Below are 16787 nucleotides of genomic sequence, written 5' to 3' on the forward strand. Positions count from 1 at the left end.
GGCGGACGAAGTGAAGCTTGTTACACTGGAAACCTGGTTGAATGCGCCGGGCGAGGTGCTCGTGGTGGGGCTCGGCAAAAGCGGGACCGCCGTCGCCGCGTTCCTCGCTCGGCGCGGCTTTCGCGTGACCGCGACGGACGAGCGGGCGCTCGACCTATCCGATCCGGCCATCGCGCCACTCGCCGCGCTTGGCGTGGATTTCGTGCTCGGCGGCCATCCGGATACGCTGGTCACGCATCCGTGGCAGTTCGTGGCGAAAAGCCCTGGCATTCCGTATCATCAGCCCTTCATTGCCGAGCTGCTCAAGGCTTCGCACGTGATGGTGACGGACGTCGAGATTGCCTCATGGTTCGAGACTAGACCCATCTACGCCATCACGGGCTCCAACGGCAAGACCACCACTACGACGCTGGTGGGCGCGATGCTTGAGGCGTCAGGATATCGGCCGGTGGTCGCGGGCAACATCGGCACGCCGGTTTGCGACGTGGTGGATCAGCCGGGTGATCTGTTGGTCCTCGAGGTATCGAGCTTTCAGCTGGACGGCACGCACACGTTCCACCCGCGGGGCGGTGCGCTGCTGAATTTCTATCCCGCTCACCTGGACTATCACGGCACCTATGAGGCGTACCAGCAGGCGAAGTGGAAGCTGTTTGCGAATCAGACCCCAGACGATGTCGCGATTCTCAACTGGGATCAGGAGCTCGTGCGGGATAGAGCGGGCAATCTGGCGGCCCGCGTGCGTGGATTCAGCCTAGAGGGCGCACCCTTTGACGAAGGCGTGGGCGTGATCGACGGGACGTTGGTCGCCGTAACCGGACGGGAGCGAAGCCCCATTCTGCCGGTAGAGCAAGTGGCCTTACCGGGCCGGCACAATCTGCAAAACGCGGCGGCGGCAGCGGCGATGGCGCTCGCGGCCGGAGCGTCCGTGGAAGCTGTCGCCCGCGTGCTTGCGACGTTCCAGGGTGTCGAGCACCGGCTCGAGTTTGTGCGCGAGGTATCGGGTGTGCGATATTACAACGATTCGAAGGCGACGAATCCGGACGCCGCGCGACAGGCGCTCCGGTCGTTTGAGCGGGGCATCGTGTGGATTGCGGGCGGCCTCGACCGCGGAATTTCGTTCGATCCGCTGTTGCCGGATATCTCGGGGCGCGTCCGAGCCGCAGTCTTGCTCGGAGAGACCAAGGAGAAGCTGAGGGATGTGCTTGCCCGAGCCGGCGTGTCGATGTGCGTATTCGCTGCGTCGATGGAGGAGGCCGTGCGCGAGGCCAGCCGCATGGCGGAGCCGGGCGACGTGGTTCTGCTTTCGCCGGCCTGTGCCAGCTGGGATATGTTCCCGTCCTACGAGGTGCGGGGCAGCATGTTCAAAGAGGCCGTGCATAGACTGTAGCAGCGTGTCCAAAGGCCCGCCTTTGGACCATACCGCGCCACGAAGCGCGGGAGAGGAGGGAACGCGGTGTTGCGGTCTATGTCGGCGTCTTCGAAACAGGAGCCCGGTTCGTCGCCCGACTTCGCGCTCGTAGGCGTCATCTTGCTCCTGCTCGCGTTTGGCGTGACCATGGTGCACAGCGCTTCGTCGGTCATCTCCGCGACGCGATTCCAGGACGCCTTCTACTTCTCCAAGCGGCAGTTTCTCTGGGCCCTGATGGGTGTCGGCCTGATGATCTGGCTCTCGCGCATCGACTACCACGTGTGGCGCAAGCAGGCGCCCAAGATTGCGCTGGCGAGCTATGCGCTTCTGGTGCTTGTGCTTGTGGTAGGCGTGAACCGCGGAGGATCGAAGGCGTGGCTCGGCATCGGCTCGCTCGGCATTCAGCCATCCGAGTTCGCGAAATTGGGGCTCGTCATGTTTCTCGCGCACTTGCTCGCCGAGTCGAAGGACCGGATGTACTCGTTCTGGCGCGGATTCGTCCCGCCGATGGGACTCGCCCTGGTTGCGGTGGGACTCATCATGCTGGAGCCCGATCTCGGCCAGAGCGTGGTGATCATGGGGACCACCCTCATCATGCTGTTTGTCGCGGGCACGCGCTGGTCGCATTTGGCGGCCCTCTTTGGCGCGGGCGCCGTCGGATTCGCGGGTCTCGTCGCCATGGCGCCCTACCGGATGGACCGCATTTACGCCTTTTTAGACCCCTGGAAGTACCCGCTTGGGAAGGGGTATCAGATCATCCAATCCCTCTATGCCCTTGGATCCGGTGGCATTCTGGGTCTCGGCCTGGGGCACAGTCGGCAGAAGTTTCTCTACCTGCCTGAGCCTCAGACCGACTTCATCTTTTCGATTGTCGGAGAAGAGTTGGGCCTGCTCGGGACCGTCTCGGTGCTGCTGTTGTTTGCCGTGCTCATCTGGCGAGGCATCCGCACGGCGCTGTATGCGCCGGACGATTTCGGTACGCTTTTGGCGACGGGTATCACCGGAATGATTGCGGTGCAGGTGCTGATCAATATCGGCGTGGTGACCGGGTCCATTCCGGCGACGGGCATCACGTTGCCGTTTATCAGCTATGGCGGATCGTCGTTGACGCTGTTGCTGAGCGGCGTCGGCATTCTGCTCAACATTTCAAAGCAGGCGGGGATGGTAGAATGAAGGTGTTGCTGACGGGTGGGGGCACAGGCGGCCACATCTTCCCCGCCCTATCGCTTTGGCGCCACTTGAAGGCCCGTGTCGGGCGCGCTGAATTTCTGTACGTGGGTACAGAGCAAGGGCTGGAACGCCGTCTCGTCCCCGAGGCCGGTCTCGCCTTCGCCTCCGTTCCCGCGGCGGGACTTCGGCGAGAACTGTCTCTGGACGCCGTGCGCACCCTGGCCATCACGTACCGCGGCTATCGGGAAGCGCTCCGCATTCTGCGCGACTTTCGGCCCGATGTCGCTGTTGGAACGGGGGGCTTTGTGTCGCTGCCGGTGATCTACGCCGCCACCAGGCTCGGCGTTTCGTCCGTGATCTGGGAAGGCAATGCGCGCCCCGGGCTCACCAATCAGCTCTTGATGCGGCGCGTGGACGCGGTGGCGGTGTGCTTTCCAGAGAGCGTGGCGCTCTTCCCGCGCGCCAAGCGCGTGGTATTCACGGGCAATCCGCGCGCGAGCGAGGTGGTGGAGGTCTCCGCGGAGGACAAGCGGAGGGCGCGCGATCACTATCGAATTCTGCGGGGACAGCGCGTCATTCTGATTGTGTTTGGCAGCAGGGGCTCGGAGACCGCGAATCGGGTGGTGGCGGAAATGCTTCCGCGCTTTGCGGACCGTCCCGAGTGGCGTGTGTTGTTCGTCACGGGCGAGCGCCATTTTGAGACCCTTCGCACAGAGGTGGGACCGCTCCCCCGGAATGTCACGCTCCACGCCTTCATTTCGGACATGCCTGCGCTTTTGCCTCACGTCGACCTCATGGTGAGCCGGGCCGGATCGAGCACGCTCGCGGAGATCTGCGCGCTCGGGGTCGCGTCCATCCTGGTTCCGAGCCCGTACGTGACGGCGAATCACCAGGAGGAAAACGCGATGCAGCTTGCCCGCGCGGGCGCCGCCCGAGTGGTCCGAGAAGCGGATCTCACGCCGGAAGTCCTTTGGAACGAGATCTGCGGCATGCTCGAGGGCGATCTCGCTGAAGTTCGGGAGCGGGCGCGGAGCTTCGGCCGGCCGGACGCCGTCAGGCGGCTGGGCGATCTCGTCCTCGAAGTGGCGGAAAAGCGTCGCACCTAGGCACTCACCCTTTGCCTAGAGCGGCATATGATGCGGTTGCGGCGGTGAGGTAGGTGACCCAGTGAAAGCTCATGGAGGACCTGACATGCAAGACGATCCGTTGGTGAACATCCTGATGGAGCAAGGGGTGAAGGTGATCCGGGGCGAACCGATGAAGCGGCATACGACGTGGCGGATCGGCGGACCTGCGGATTACTTTGTCGAGCCGGACTCGGTGGACGCCCTGCGCGCGTGCGTTTGCGCCGCGCGAGACCACGGCCTACCTATCACCGTCATCGGCCGCGGCTCCAACACCCTGGTGTTGGACGGCGGAATTCGCGGCCTCGTCATCAAGCTGCACGACGCCTTCGCTTCGTGCGACGTGAGAGAGGACGAGTGCGCGGTCTACGCAATGGCGGGCCGTTCGTACGTCGCGCTGGCGAATTTGGCCATCCGCCACGGTCTCTCAGGCCTCGAATTTGCGACCGGCATTCCCGGGTCCGTCGGCGGCGCGGTCATGATGAACGCAGGCGCGTACGGCCGCGAGACATGCGAGGTGCTCGCGTGGGCCGAGGTGATGGACGAGACCGGAGCCATCGCGCGGCTTTCGAACGAAGAGCTGCGCTTTGGCTACCGCTACAGCGTGCTCAAGGATCGCTTCGGGATTGTGACACGGGCCAAGTTTCAGCTGGAGCCAGGCAATCGCGACGAGATGCGGCGCCTCGTTCGCGAATGGTCCCAGCGGCGCATTGCGACTCAGCCACTCAGCTTTCCGAACTGCGGTTCCGTGTTTCGAAATCCCGAGGGCACCCACGCGGCCCGACTTATCGAGGAAGCGGGGCTCAAGGGACTGCGCCGCGGCCAGGCGATGATCAGCGACAAGCACGCGAACTTCATCATCAACCTGGGGAACGCTTCGGCGAGCGATGTGCTGTGGCTGATTCGGCACGCGCAGTCGGTGGTTCGAGAGCGGTTCGGCATCGCCCTCGAAACCGAGGTCCGCGTGCTTGGCGAACCCTTGTCGGGAGGTGCGGACGATGGAATTGCTGCGGATTGAGGGCGGCGTACCGCTGACCGGCGAAGTGCGGGTGGCCGGCGCGAAGAACGCGGCCCTTCCCATCCTCGCCGCCACTGTCATGGTGGCAGGTCGTTCCGTGATCAAAAACGTCCCCGATCTCGAGGATGTCCGCGTCATGTTGGAAATCCTGAAGAGTCTCGGTGCAAAGGTGTCCATGTCGGCCGGAACGGTGACGGTCGACGCCAGCACGCTCTCTTCGACGCAGGTTCCTTCACACCTCATGCAGAAGATGAGGTCCCCCATGAGGCGCGAATTGCTCATCGCGACCGCCTGACGAAATCACCGTGGGTGTCACGCCCGATGCACGCCGAGCTGGTCACATCTCCGTGGTATAATGACGGAGACCAGAGATTCACAGATGGAGATTTCCGCTAGGAGCGAGGGCCATGTTCGAAGCGTGTGTCATTGGTGCCGGCCCGTGTGGCTTGGCTGTGTCGGTCGAGCTGAAGCGGCGCGGCATTTCCCACGTCGTGATCGAGAAATCCTGCATCGTGTCGACCATCTACCGTTTCCCCACGCAAATGGTGTTCAACTCCACACCTGAACGCCTCGAGATTGGCGATATCCCGTTTTACACCGAACGGGCCAAACCCACGCGGATGGAGGCGCTGACGTACTACCGGACTGTCGTTCAGCGGCTTGAGCTGCCGGTCCGCCAGTACGAAGAGGTGACAGCCGTCGAGCGGGACGGAAGCGGAGGATTTCGCATCCACTCGCGCACCCTTTCCGGGAGGCCGCTTGTGACGGAAACGAGAGCCGTGGTGGTGGCCACGGGTTACTTCGATCATCCCAACATGCTCGGCGTGCCCGGCGAAAACCTTCCCCATGTCACGCACTACTATCGGGACGCTCATCCCTATTACGGGCAGCGCGTGGTCATCATCGGTGGCACCAACTCCGCGGCTGAGGCCGCCATCGATCTGCACCGGGTCGGCGCGTGCGTCACGCTCGTCCATCGGGGCCCGGCCATGTCCGACAAAATCAAGCCGTGGGTCAAGCCCGATATCCAGAGCCTCCTTGACAAACGGGCGATTGCCTTCCACTTTCGCTCGCGCGTCACCGAGATCTGCGCGGATCACGTTCGCGTCGAGACGCCCGAGGGTCGGCTCGACATTCCGTGCGATCACGTCCTGGCGCTTACGGGTTACCACCCGGATACTTCGTTTCTCGAAAAGCTTGGTATTCAATTCGATCCAGAGACGGGAATCCCGGCGCACGACGAGGCGACCTATGAAACCAACGTGCCAGGCATCTACGTGGCGGGCGTGGTGGTGTCCGGATTTGACGCCAACCGCATCTTCATCGAAAATGGCCGCCTCCAAGCTCCCCGCATTGCCGATGCCATCGCCTCCAGGATGACCGCTCGCGTCGGCTAGCCTCGTCCGGCAAGATGGTCAAACCCTCCCGCATATCGGTCTGTCGGGAGGCGATTGAGATGCGAATTCGCGCCGTCTACGTCTGGGACGCAAAGCGTGAGGCACTGGTACCTGAGCGCGAGATGGAAGCGCAGGTGGCGCATCGCGTGATGGCCGTCGCCCGTCCCCTTTTGGAGCGCATGCTCGCGCACCGCGGCAGGCGGGTGAACGAGTCGTGACCGAGCGGCACCTGGCGCTCTACGTGCGGGTTTCGACGGAGGAGCAGGCCATATCCGGTCACAGCTTGAGGGAGCAAGAGGAGCAGCTCGTGGAATATGCTCGCTCGCACGGGTTTTCCAGGTACGAACTGTATTGCGACGACGGGTATTCCGGCAAGTCCTTGAACCGTCCGGAGATGGAGCGCTTGCGCGCCAACATCCGGGCGGGATGCGTGCTCGGCGTGGTGACCACGCGCATTGATCGGCTGACGCGGAGCGTCGCGGACTTCGCGCGCCTTGTCGACGAGATGAACCTGCATGGGGTTTTTTACCGCTCCACCAGGCAGAATTTCGAGATCTCGACGGCCATGGGGCGATTGGTGGCGCAGATGTTGTCCGTGATCGCCGAGTTCGAGCGGGAGATGATCGCGGAGCGCGTGCACGAAAATCTGCTGGCGATGGCCCAGCGCGGCGAGCTCGCCACGAAGCCGCCGTTCGGTTATCGGCTGGTCAACGGTCGCTTGACGCCGGATCCGCGCGAGGCCCGATGGGTGCGCGAGGGGGCGCGCCTTCTGTTGACGGGGGCGAGCCCGAGGGACGTCGCCATGGAGTTCAACGCCCTCGGCGTGCGGACGAAGACGGGGCGGCTGTGGACGGATCGCACGGTCCGGACGCTCTTTTCCAACCCGGCGCTGGCCGGTGTCTCCGTGTGGAACCGGCGCAAGACGCAAGGCAACCGGCGAACCGAGCGCGAGCCTGCCGAGTGGGTGTGCGTTGAAGGAGCGCACGAGGCGATTTTGAGCCCTGAGGAATTCGAAGTCCTGCGCAACATCCTCAAGCGGCGCCATGCGTTGTCGCCGCGATCGCAGGGTTCGAAGCGACCGCTCGCTGGCATCGCGCGGTGCGGCTTCTGTGGAAGCGCCATGTACGCAGGCTGGCAGGTGACCCAACGGGACCATGAGCGCGAAAAGAGGCCCATCTATCGCTGCGGGCGATACGTCACGGGTGGGGGGTGCACGCCCAATCAGGTGGACGCCAGAGCGCTGGAGACGCTGGTCGTGGAAGAACTCCTTCGGCGCGTCCGGCCTGACCTCGAAGCGATGGCCTCCGCTTATCAGGCGGATGCAGCGTCGAACGAGTTGCGCACGGTTCGGCGGAAGCGCCGCGTCGCCGTGGCACGCCTGAGCAGGCTCGCGGAGGCCTACGCGTCCGGTGTCGTGTCAGAGGAGGTGTTTGTCCGCGAGCAGGCTCGCCTTCTGCGCGCGCTTGAGGTATGTCGGGAGGCGGAGGCGCAATCGGCTGACCTATCGACTCCCGAGGGGTGGGAAGCATGGGTGAGCGCACTGTGCGCACGATTGGCTGACGATCCCCATCTGGAGCGCGCGCTGATCCTCTCCGTCGTGCGAGAGGTGCGCGTGTTTCGCCCAAAGCGGTCTCGCGAGGTGGACGTCGATCTCGTCCTATTCCTCGAGTGACGTCAGGAACATCTATCGCGGAGCATGGGGTCTTCCATCTTCTTGATGGGGCCCCTCATGGCGCGATGCGGTGAAGTGACCGTGTCCAAGCCGGGCGGGTGTGTCATTGGCCAGCGGCCCATTGATTTTCATCTTCGAGGACTCAGGGCGCTTGGGGCGCGGATTGAGGAATCCCATGGGCTGATTCGTTGTCAAGCTAAGCGCCTCGTCGGCACCCACATCGTGCTCGATTTTCCGTCGGTCGGCGCGACCGAGAACCTGCTGATGGCGGCGGTGTTGGCGGATGGCACCACGGTGATTGAAAACGCGGCGCGTGAGCCGGAAGTGGAGGACCTGGCGAACTTCTTGAAGGCCGCAGGCGCGGAGATCCACGGGGCCGGATCGGCGCGCATTGAGGTGCGCGGGCGGTCGAAGCTTAGAGAGGCGTCGTACACGGTCATCCCGGACCGCATCGTCGCGGGCACGGTGATGGCCATGGTAGCCGCGGCGGGCGGCGAGGTGCGGCTTGTGGGTGCTCGGGCGGATCACCTGGGGGTTGTGCTTCAGAAACTGCGAGATGCAGGTATTCGCGCCGAGGTCGAACATGATATAATCACTATTATCTGTGAGGAGACCCCATCTCCCATTGACATCCGCACTGCGCCTTACCCAGGGTTTCCGACGGACCTTCAGGCGCCGTTTATGGCGTTTTTGACCATAGCCAGAGGCACGAGCATTGTGCAGGAAAGCGTGTTTGAAGCCCGTTTCAAGCACGTCGACGAATTGGTCCGCATGGGCGCCAACGTGTCGGTCGATCTGCGCACGGCCATCGTGCGAGGAGTGCCGCACTTGTCCGGCGCGCGTGTGACGGCGGCGGATCTCCGCGGTGGTGCGGCGCTCGTCGTGGCCGGCCTCGCGGCCCAGGGTGTGACCGAGGTCGAAGGACTCCAGCATATCGACCGCGGCTATGAGGACATGGCTGCGCTGCTTCGAATGCTCGGGGCACGCGCGTCGCGTACGAAGCAGTGAGTCAAGAGGGGGCGCACAGGCGGCGAAAGGCGTGAAAGCATGCCACGACAAGGAACGGCAGAAGAGCGCGAACGTCGAAAGGCGAGAAATCGGCGGATTGTCGTGAGCTTCTTCGCGTTCATCGGGCTTGTCGCGGTGCTGGAGTCGCCGCTCGCCCGCGTGCGCCACATTGAGGTGAGCGGCAACACGACCATTCCGATGGCGCAGATTGTGGCAGCGAGCGGTGTTGGGTACGGCGAGAGTCTCTGGGAAGTCAACCGAAAGCGGGCCGCTTCGGAGATCGTCGCGAAGTTGCCCATGGTGGATCGCGCCGCCATCTCCGTGTCGTGGCCATCTGGGACCGTGTCCATCCGCGTTCACGAGCGAGACGTCGTCGCCGTGTACGCAGATCCCAGCGGGTTCTATGAGCTCATGTCAAACGGCTTCGTATACCAGAAGATCCCTTCCACCGCAGGGCTACCCTATCCCATCGTGACTGGCCAGGACTCTGACCTCACCGTGCACCAAATGGCTTCAGCCGCCGTCTCAGCGGTCTGTCATCAACTCGCTTCGGTTCCCGCGAGTGAGTTGACCGGCGTGTCGGAAATCCACGTCAACGGAGACGGCACGGTCACGCTCTATCTCGACAACGACTTCGAAGTGTTGGCGGACGTAGCGAATCTGCGAGGTTCGTTGGCCGCCATCCAGCCGACGATACGCTATTTTGAGGGCAAGGGATATCGCCCGGGCGTGATTGACCTGACTGGGTCGCCGCCTTACCGATACACTCCGTTTTCGTCGGCGCCCAGTTCGAATGAAGATACCTCATCGGCTTCTGGCCGAGGCGAGCCCGTCGAGGGGACAAGCTCCAAAACCGCCTCGCACCCCTGAAAAGGAGGGAGCCTGTGAACGCGCAAGGACGCGTCATCGCATCGCTCACGGTGGTCGCGGTGGCATTGGGCTACATGCTGACGGTGAGTTACCGGCAAAATCATGCGGCGGCCGCCCTCGGCGTGCTCGTCAGCGGCAATTCGGCGGTGAACCGTCAATTGGCAGAACGGCTCAGCGAGTTGAAGCAGTCGAACCAGGAGGCTCAGCAACAGCTCGCCTCGCTGACGCAAGAGATTGCGCAATATGAGCAAATCTCCGCCGGATCGACCGACTCCGTTCAAGCGCTCCAGCAGCGAATGGCGGGCGAACGCATCCTGGCGGGGCTCACGCCGGTTCACGGGCCGGGCATCCAGGTCACGCTGAACGACGGCAGCGCGGGCGGCAGCGACGTGGAGCAGATCCTCGCGCACGATTGGACGCTTCGCAATCTGGTCAACGAGCTGTTCACGGCCGGGGCGGAGGCTGTGGCCATCAACGATTATCGGGTTCTCGCCACATCCTCCATCGAATGCCAAGGGCCCGTGGTCTCCGTCAACGGCCATCGCCTCGGTGCCCCGTTCACGGTGGTGGCGATTGGGGATCCGGCGGTGCTCTCTTCTGCCCTCGAAATTCAGGGCGGCATTCTCGATGCGATGCGGCAGGAAGGTCTCCAGGTTTCAACGCCCGAGGTCGAGAACGATATCCACATTCCGGCCTACACCAATTCGCTGCAGGGGTGACGCAGATGCCCGCTCGCTCCAACCGAAGTCTCATCTGGGTGGCGACGGCCACGGTGGCCGCCCTGGGCTTCATGGTGACGGTCGATCTGACGGCGGAGGGGCCCGTTGGCTCGGGCAACACGAGTTATATCGATCTTCGCACACAGGTCTCCGAACAGGCGCAGGAACACATCCTTCTCGAACAACAGATTTCGAAGCTCGAGGCTCAGCTCGCGGAGTACAGGGCCGCGAGCGGCAGTCAGAAGGAGCTCCGACAAGTGTTGGCGCGGGATGAGCGCCAGTTGGCGGTAGAGGCCGGGCTCACGGCCGTCACGGGCCCAGGAATTACCATTACCATCCAACCTGATGCGAAACTGGGCGCGAGCCCAGCTCAGATGGCGCTGTTTCCTCAACAAGCGGATCAGTGGTTGGACGAGGTCGTCAACGTCCTGTTTGCCAATGGTGCCACGGCCATCGCCATCAATGGCCAACGCCTGGTCGGCACCTCGTCCATTCGGCTCGTCGAGGTGAACGGTATCGGCAGCGTGCACGTGAATGGAAAGCCTATCGAGGAGCCTTACGTAATTCAGGCGGTGGGCAACGTGCAACAGATGGAAACCGGGCTCTCGGTGAACGTCTTGCAGGGCTATTTTGAGGCGATGGGCGAAGATTTCATCATTCGGGCCTACCCCTCGTCCGACGGCGTGACCGTGCCTGCGTACACGGGACCGTTGCCTGGGCAATACGCGAAGGAGGGGAATGGCTGATGTACTGGCTGCCGGTATTAGGCTTGGCCGTTGGCATTGGGCTCGGTTTGGTGACCAACGTCGTCATTCCTGTCGCGTTCACGAGCTATCTTTCCATTGCCATCCTTGCCGCGCTCGACACCGTCGTGGGCGGCATTCGAGCGAGTTTGGACAAGACATTCGACAGCGCTGTGTTTCTATCTGGTTTTTTACCAACACCTTGGTTGCCGCCCTGTTGGCTTACATCGGTAACCAGCTTGGTGTGGACCTCTATTTGGCGGCCGTTGTGGCGTTTGGCGTCCGCCTGTTTCAAAACATCGCCGTCATCCGTCGGCATGTGTTCACCCTCATTCGGCAGCGACGCGTGGCCCGGCGCATGGCTTCCACGAAGGATTGATGGAAGCGGCTCCTGGAAATCAAAGATTTTTCGCCCGCGCTAGAGGATTGTCGAAATCCGTGTGGAAGTAGATAAAGAATCGCAGTCTCGGGCGCTCTAGGGAGGTGCCACTCGGTTGGCCAAGGAGGACTACATCGTCAGTCTCGACATCGGCACTTCGAAGGTGCGAGTCATCATCGGAGAGTCGACCGGAAACAACTTGAACATCATTGGAGTGGGCTCCGCCTCGAGTCAAGGACTGCGCCACGGTGCGATTGTCGATATTGACAAAACGGTTGATTCAATCCGCGAAGCGGTCGATCACGCCGAGCGCATGGTGGGGATTCGCATCCCATCCGCATACGTCGGCATCTCGGGGGAGCACATTCAGCTGCACAGCTCTCACGGGGTGGTCGCCGTGTCCTCGGCGGACCGCGAGATCACGGATGAAGATATTGAACGCGTTTTGCAGCAAGCGCGAGTCGTGGCGCTGCCTCCGGAACGCGAGGTCATTGACGTGGTTGCGAAGGAGTTTGTCGTCGACGGCCTGCGCGGCATCATGGATCCGCGCGGGATGCTCGGCGTGCGGCTGGAGGTGGATGCGTACCTCATCACCGGAAGCCGCACCGCCATTCACAACATAGTCCGATGTGTGGAGCGCGCGGGACTGGAAGTGGCGAATCTCGTGCTCGCGCCCATGGCCGCGAGCCAAATCGCGCTCACCCAGGACGAGCGGAAGTTGGGCGTCGCCTTGGTGGACGTGGGCGCGGGCGTGACGTCGGTCAGCGTGTTCGCGAACGGCGTGCTGATGGGGACAAGCATCATTCCCATTGGCGGCGACTATGTGACGCAAGACATCGCCATCGGGCTGCGGACCAACACGGTCGCGGCCGAACAAGTCAAACTCCGCCACGCCTGCGCGATGGTGGAGCAGGCATCTGAGCATGAGACCTTTCGGGTGCCCCGCATGGGGAGCAACAAGGAGGCCGAGTTCACGCAGTACGATCTCGCCACGATTATCGAGCCTCGCATGCAGGAGATATTCGGCTTAGTGCGAAAAGAAGTAGAAAAGATGGGTTACGCCGACGAGCTGCCGGCGGGTTACGTGTTTCACGGCGGCGTCATGTCGACGCCTTCCGCGGCCGAGTTGGCGGGGGAGGAACTGCAGGCGCCTGTGCGCATCGCCGTTCCAGAGTTCCTCGGGGTGCGCGATCCGTCCTTCGTCAACGGGGTCGGCATGATTGTGTATGCTGCGCGCACGGGGCTTCGGCCAAGCTCGGCGGATTACAACGCTGGCGCTCGTCAGGTTCGTTCGTCCAATCACGTCGGCGTATTTGCACGAATCAAAGATTGGCTGCGCGATTTCGTGTGATGTCGGCCGGTGTGTGCGCGCACGTGCGCGCTGACACCATACTGTCGCAGGGGAAGTGCGGAGCCAAATAGATTAGGAGGACCCACAGTGCTGGAATTCGATTTTGAAACTGATTCCCTTGCTAATATTAAGGTGATCGGCGTCGGCGGCGGCGGGTGCAATGCGGTGAACCGGATGATCGAATCGGGCGTCAAGGGCGTGGAGTTTATCGTCGTGAACACGGATGCCCAGGCGCTCAAGCTGTCGAAGGCCGAAACGAAGCTCCAGATTGGCGAAAAGTTGACCCGCGGTTTGGGCGCAGGCGCGAATCCCGAGATTGGGAAGAAGGCAGCGGAAGAGAGCCGTGAAATGCTGGCCAACGCGCTGAAAGGCGCGGACATGGTGTTTGTCACGGCGGGGATGGGCGGCGGCACAGGGACGGGCGCCGCACCGGTCATCGCCGAGATTGCGAAGGAGCTCGGCGCCCTCACGGTGGGTGTCGTGACGAAGCCATTCCGGTTTGAGCAACGCCGCCGCATGATTCAGGCCGAGCAGGGCGTCAACGAGCTGAAGCAGAAGGTCGACACGCTCATCGTCATTCCGAACGACCGCCTGCTCGAGATTGTGGATCGCAATACACCTGTCCTGGAAGCATTCCGAGAGGCGGACAACGTTCTGCGGCAAGGCGTGTCGGGCATTTCGGATCTCATCGCGACGCCCGCTCTCATCAACGTGGACTTCGCGGACGTGAAGGCCATTATGACGGAGCGCGGCTCGGCCCTTATGGGTATCGGCATCGCCTCTGGCGAAAATCGGGCCGCGGAGGCGGCGAAGAAAGCCATCTCGTCGCCGCTTTTGGAAACGTCCATCGACGGCGCGCGCGGCATCCTCATGCACGTCGCGGGCGGGACGAATCTCAGCCTCTGGGAGGTCAACGAAGCTGCGGATATCGTGTCGATGACTGCGGATCCAGATGTCAACATGATCTTCGGTGCGGCCATCGATCCGAATCTCGAAGATGAGATTGTCGTCACCGTGATTGCGACGGGATTTGATGGTTCCAATCAGCAGCAACAACAAGCGCGGCAGAATCAACTGCACCACGAGCCGCACGACAACGTCGTGCGAGGGACGGTACAGCGCCATCCGTCGGCGCAGGACCCGGTCATCCATGTGCCGAACACGGGGAATCCGTGGGAAATTCCGGCGTTCATGCGCCGCCAGAACAGCAGGTTTGGGCGCGATCGCTGAGCCTGCCGAATCAGTTTCCTCGCACAGAACCAAATCTCTTGCCCCGGCCAGGGGTCTGCCCTCCATGGGCAGACCCCTGGCCGGCGTGTGGATGCCCTCGCATTCAGTTCTGGGACTGTGGTGTTAAGTCAAGTTTGTGGACACCCCAAAACCGAGAATGTTGTTCAATGTGCACGGATCGGCGTCGATATTGGCGGTCAGGGCTTGACATGGAGCCTCTGCGGGCATGACTTCGCGTTTTGTGCAGCCGAGCGACGCTCGCCCTCGTAAAGCCTGCCAGGCTATCATGCCCGCTTCTCCACATCAAGCCCTTCGGTATGAGCGGTTATCTCGTCCTCAACCCGTATTCGCATAATAACACCGCTCCCATTCGTCCGGGGTATGGTATCCGATGGATGCGTGGATTCGCTTTCGGTTGTACCAGACATCGAGAGAGTGTAAAATGAACTGTGTAAACTCCCCAAGCCCAAACGCGGGAGTCTACATGGGGAGTGAAAGAGCATGGATGTTCTATCCAAGGAGCAAATCCGTCAACTCATTCGAGACGGCAAGCTGAAGGATCTTCACGACGTCCAAAGCATGCTCAGGGAGCTTTTCGCGAGCACCGTCCAAGAGATGCTCGAGGCTGAAATGGACACGCATCTCGGATATGCCAAATACGACGCGAAGCACAAAGATACGGATAACGCCCGAAATGGCCACGGCGCCAAGCGGACGGTGCAGTCCGAACTCGGTGAGATCGAGATCGCGCTTCCTCGAGACCGAAAAGGCGAGTTTGAGCCTGCGATTGTGCAAAAAACGCCAGAAGCGCATGCCAAGTATCGAGGAACAGGTCATTGCCCTTTATGCTCGTGGCTTCAGCACGAGGGATATCCAGGACCACCTCCTGCAGATCTACGGCGTAGAGATATCTCCCACGCTGGTGTCGAACCTCACCGATCGCCTCTTGCCGCGGATTCAGGAGTGGCAGAATCGTCCATTGCACCCCCTCTATACCGTCGTCTTCCTCGACGCCATTCACTACAAGGTGCGCGAAGAAGGCCGCTTGGTAAGCAAGGCGGCGTACATGGTCATTGGCATCGACATCGAGGGTCAGAAAGATGTGCTGGGCATCTGGATTGGGCAGAGTGAGTCCTCGAAGTTCTGGCTAGGCGTGTTGAATGACCTGAAGGCGCGTGGCGTGCAGGATGTGCTCGTCTTTTCGACGGACAACCTGAAGGGATTCAGCGAAGCCATCGCCGCCTGTTTCCCGCAATCCGATGTCCAAAAATGCATCGTCCACCAAATTCGCAATTCGCTGCGGTATGTGTCCTACAAGGATTTAAAGGCGGTCGCGGCAGCACTCAAGCCCATCTATCAGGCACCCACGGAAGAGGCGGCCTTGATGGAGCTTGACCAGTTTGAACGGGTATGGGGAGCGCGCTATCCCCTGTGTGTGAAGTCGTGGCGAGACAACTGGACGGAGCTCGCGACGTTCTATCGGTACCCCGTGGAAATGCGGCGAATCATGTATACGACGAACATCATCGAGGGCTACCACAGGCAGTTACGAAAAGCGACGAAGGGCAAGAGCATGTTCCCAAACGACGAGTCGTTGTTGAAGATGCTGTATCTGGCGACGATGGAGGTGACGAGAAAATGGACGATGCGGGTGGCCAACTGGGGCACCATTCTAGGGCAACTAGCCATCTACTTCGGGGACCGAGTGACGCCATACCTGCCATGACGACGTTAGGTGGCATGCCCACGGTGTGTGGCATGCCACGTCGGACCAGGATGGCAGCCCGGAATCGGCTGTCAAGGCTGGAAAGCGCACCTTGACAGCCTCACATGGGTACGACATCTGGGTGTTCGCTACAGGGCCGAAGGTAATCTCTTCAAAAATGGAGTTTACACAGATCACTTGACACACCCGACTTCGATGTACTCAAAAATCCGCTGGATGGCCTCCGCACGCGTTTTGAATCGCTCCAGATAGATGAGTTCCCGCTTGAGAACGCTGTGAAAGGATTCCATGCAGGCATTGTCATAACAGTTTCCCTTTCGACTCATGCTTGGCACCATACCATACGCTCGTAGGCGATCTTGATACTCGTGCGACGCGTATTGGCTACCGCGATCCGAATGATGGAGCGTGACACATCCTTCTCTGCGCCGTCCTCGTCGATAGGCCTGATCAAGTGCGTCCAAGCAAAGTTCTTTCGTCATGCGTGCATCCGCACGCCATCCGACGATCTTTCGAGTATACAAGTCCTCCACGCTCGCCAGATACAGCCACCCCTCGTCGGTCGGGATGTACGTGATATCGGCCATGTACACCTGACCGGGGTGCTCCGTCACAAAGCGTTGGTCGAGCACGTTCTTGTGCACAGGATACGTGTGTTGTGACGCCGTGGTGGCCTTGTGCTTGCGCACCGTCCGGCTTCGGAGGCCGTGCTCTTTCATCCAACGCGCCACGGTCTTTTGAGCAATGCGCTCTCCTTCTCGACGAAGAAGTGCCGTAATCTTCGGACTGCCGTACAAGCGCCTGGACTCCACAAACAACTCGTGAATCCGTCGAATCAAGCGCTTGCGTCGCTTCGCACGTTGGCTTTCCGGGCGTTTGCACCAGGCGTAATACCCGCTCCGAGAAACCCGTAGGAGTTGGCACATCTTCTGAACCGAAAGCTCGGAGCGGTGTGCATGGATCCAAGCGAAG

General features: G+C 61.6%; 14 protein-coding genes and 3 pseudogenes. 16 read left to right on the forward strand and 1 reads right to left on the reverse strand.

From position 1 onward, the window contains the following. Positions 1-10: 10 nt before the first annotated feature. The 16 genes and pseudogenes from murD to TC41_RS05595 all read left to right on the forward strand — a co-directional run bounded on the left by murD (position 11) and on the right by TC41_RS05595 (position 15815). Positions 11-1387 (forward strand): UDP-N-acetylmuramoyl-L-alanine--D-glutamate ligase, encoded by a 1377-nt coding sequence (gene murD, locus TC41_RS05525; RefSeq protein ID WP_014464027.1) that lies wholly within the window; start codon positions 11-13, stop codon positions 1385-1387. 78 nt (positions 1388-1465) lie between these two features. Next, positions 1466-2581 carry a stage V sporulation protein E gene (gene spoVE / locus TC41_RS05530; protein WP_014464028.1) on the forward strand — a complete coding sequence of 372 codons (1116 nt, stop codon included), beginning with the start codon at positions 1466-1468 and terminating at the stop codon, positions 2579-2581. Next, on the forward strand, positions 2578-3684 hold the full coding sequence (murG, locus tag TC41_RS05535; RefSeq protein ID WP_014464029.1) for an undecaprenyldiphospho-muramoylpentapeptide beta-N-acetylglucosaminyltransferase: 1107 nt from the start codon (positions 2578-2580) through the stop codon (positions 3682-3684). The genes spoVE and murG overlap by 4 nt, the downstream gene beginning before the upstream one ends. 85 nt (positions 3685-3769) lie before the next feature. After that, positions 3770-4720, forward strand: coding sequence for a UDP-N-acetylmuramate dehydrogenase (gene murB, locus TC41_RS05540; protein WP_014464030.1), 951 nt, complete (start codon positions 3770-3772; stop codon positions 4718-4720). Then, the gene (locus tag TC41_RS05545; protein ID WP_014464031.1) at positions 4701-5015 is read left to right on the forward strand and encodes a UDP-N-acetylglucosamine 1-carboxyvinyltransferase; all 315 of its coding nucleotides are present in this window, start codon (positions 4701-4703) and stop codon (positions 5013-5015) included. The genes murB and TC41_RS05545 overlap by 20 nt, the downstream gene beginning before the upstream one ends. Positions 5016-5127: 112 nt before the next feature. Then, positions 5128-6117, forward strand: coding sequence for a YpdA family putative bacillithiol disulfide reductase (locus tag TC41_RS05550; protein WP_014464032.1), 990 nt, complete (start codon positions 5128-5130; stop codon positions 6115-6117). Between the two features lie 59 nt (positions 6118-6176). Next, entirely contained in the window at positions 6177-6335 is a 159-nt protein-coding gene (locus tag TC41_RS16545; protein WP_014464033.1) for a hypothetical protein, read from the forward strand. Beyond that, positions 6332-7789: a recombinase family protein gene (locus TC41_RS05555; RefSeq protein ID WP_014464034.1), complete on the forward strand. Its 1458-nt coding sequence runs from the start codon at positions 6332-6334 to the stop codon at positions 7787-7789. Before TC41_RS16545 ends, TC41_RS05555 begins: the two co-directional genes overlap by 4 nt. Before the next feature lie 18 nt (positions 7790-7807). Next, positions 7808-8797: pseudogene (gene murA / locus TC41_RS05560) on the forward strand (UDP-N-acetylglucosamine 1-carboxyvinyltransferase); the annotation flags it as partial. Between the two features lie 39 nt (positions 8798-8836). Next, a complete protein-coding gene (locus TC41_RS05565; RefSeq protein WP_014464036.1) occupies positions 8837-9667 on the forward strand; it encodes a cell division protein FtsQ/DivIB in 831 nt (276 codons plus the stop codon). A 14-nt stretch (positions 9668-9681) separates the two neighbouring features. Beyond that, complete coding sequence (locus tag TC41_RS05570; protein ID WP_014464037.1) at positions 9682-10386, forward strand: DUF881 domain-containing protein; 705 nt, start codon at positions 9682-9684, stop codon at positions 10384-10386. Positions 10387-10391: 5 nt separating this feature from the next. Continuing rightward, complete coding sequence (locus TC41_RS05575) at positions 10392-11132, forward strand: DUF881 domain-containing protein (RefSeq protein ID WP_041695094.1); 741 nt, start codon at positions 10392-10394, stop codon at positions 11130-11132. Next, positions 11132-11508 (forward strand): annotated as a pseudogene (locus tag TC41_RS05580) (small basic family protein). Before TC41_RS05575 ends, TC41_RS05580 begins: the two are co-directional and overlap by 1 nt. Positions 11509-11623: 115 nt before the next feature. After that, a complete protein-coding gene (gene ftsA, locus TC41_RS05585; RefSeq protein ID WP_012810653.1) occupies positions 11624-12859 on the forward strand; it encodes a cell division protein FtsA in 1236 nt (411 codons plus the stop codon). A gap of 87 nt (positions 12860-12946) precedes the next feature. Further along, positions 12947-14089: a cell division protein FtsZ gene (gene ftsZ, locus TC41_RS05590; RefSeq protein WP_041695095.1), complete on the forward strand. Its 1143-nt coding sequence runs from the start codon at positions 12947-12949 to the stop codon at positions 14087-14089. Positions 14090-14590: 501 nt separating this feature from the next. Then, positions 14591-15815: pseudogene (locus TC41_RS05595) on the forward strand (IS256 family transposase). Between the two features lie 173 nt (positions 15816-15988). Here the strand turns inward: TC41_RS05595 and TC41_RS05600 are convergent. Further along, the gene (locus tag TC41_RS05600; RefSeq protein ID WP_237700093.1) at positions 15989-16777 is read right to left on the reverse strand and encodes an IS3 family transposase; all 789 of its coding nucleotides are present in this window, start codon (positions 16775-16777) and stop codon (positions 15989-15991) included. Positions 16778-16787: the final 10 nt, after the last annotated feature.

The sequence above is a fragment of the Alicyclobacillus acidocaldarius subsp. acidocaldarius Tc-4-1 genome (assembly GCF_000219875.1).
In the GTDB taxonomy this organism is placed as follows: Bacteria; Bacillota; Bacilli; order Alicyclobacillales; family Alicyclobacillaceae; genus Alicyclobacillus; species Alicyclobacillus acidocaldarius_A.

Excerpts from the sequence above, each read along its gene's own strand:
- spoVE (WP_014464028.1), top strand. The coding sequence starts at position 1,466 with ATGTCGGCGTCTTCGAAACAGGAGCCCGGTTCGTCGCCCGACTTCGCG.
- murG (WP_014464029.1), top strand. The coding sequence starts at position 2,578 with ATGAAGGTGTTGCTGACGGGTGGGGGCACAGGCGGCCACATCTTCCCC.
- murB (WP_014464030.1), top strand. The coding sequence starts at position 3,770 with ATGCAAGACGATCCGTTGGTGAACATCCTGATGGAGCAAGGGGTGAAG.
- TC41_RS05545 (WP_014464031.1), top strand. The coding sequence starts at position 4,701 with ATGGAATTGCTGCGGATTGAGGGCGGCGTACCGCTGACCGGCGAAGTG.
- TC41_RS05550 (WP_014464032.1), top strand. The coding sequence starts at position 5,128 with ATGTTCGAAGCGTGTGTCATTGGTGCCGGCCCGTGTGGCTTGGCTGTG.
- TC41_RS16545 (WP_014464033.1), top strand. The coding sequence starts at position 6,177 with ATGCGAATTCGCGCCGTCTACGTCTGGGACGCAAAGCGTGAGGCACTG.
- TC41_RS05565 (WP_014464036.1), top strand. The coding sequence starts at position 8,837 with ATGCCACGACAAGGAACGGCAGAAGAGCGCGAACGTCGAAAGGCGAGA.
- TC41_RS05575 (WP_041695094.1), top strand. The coding sequence starts at position 10,392 with ATGCCCGCTCGCTCCAACCGAAGTCTCATCTGGGTGGCGACGGCCACG.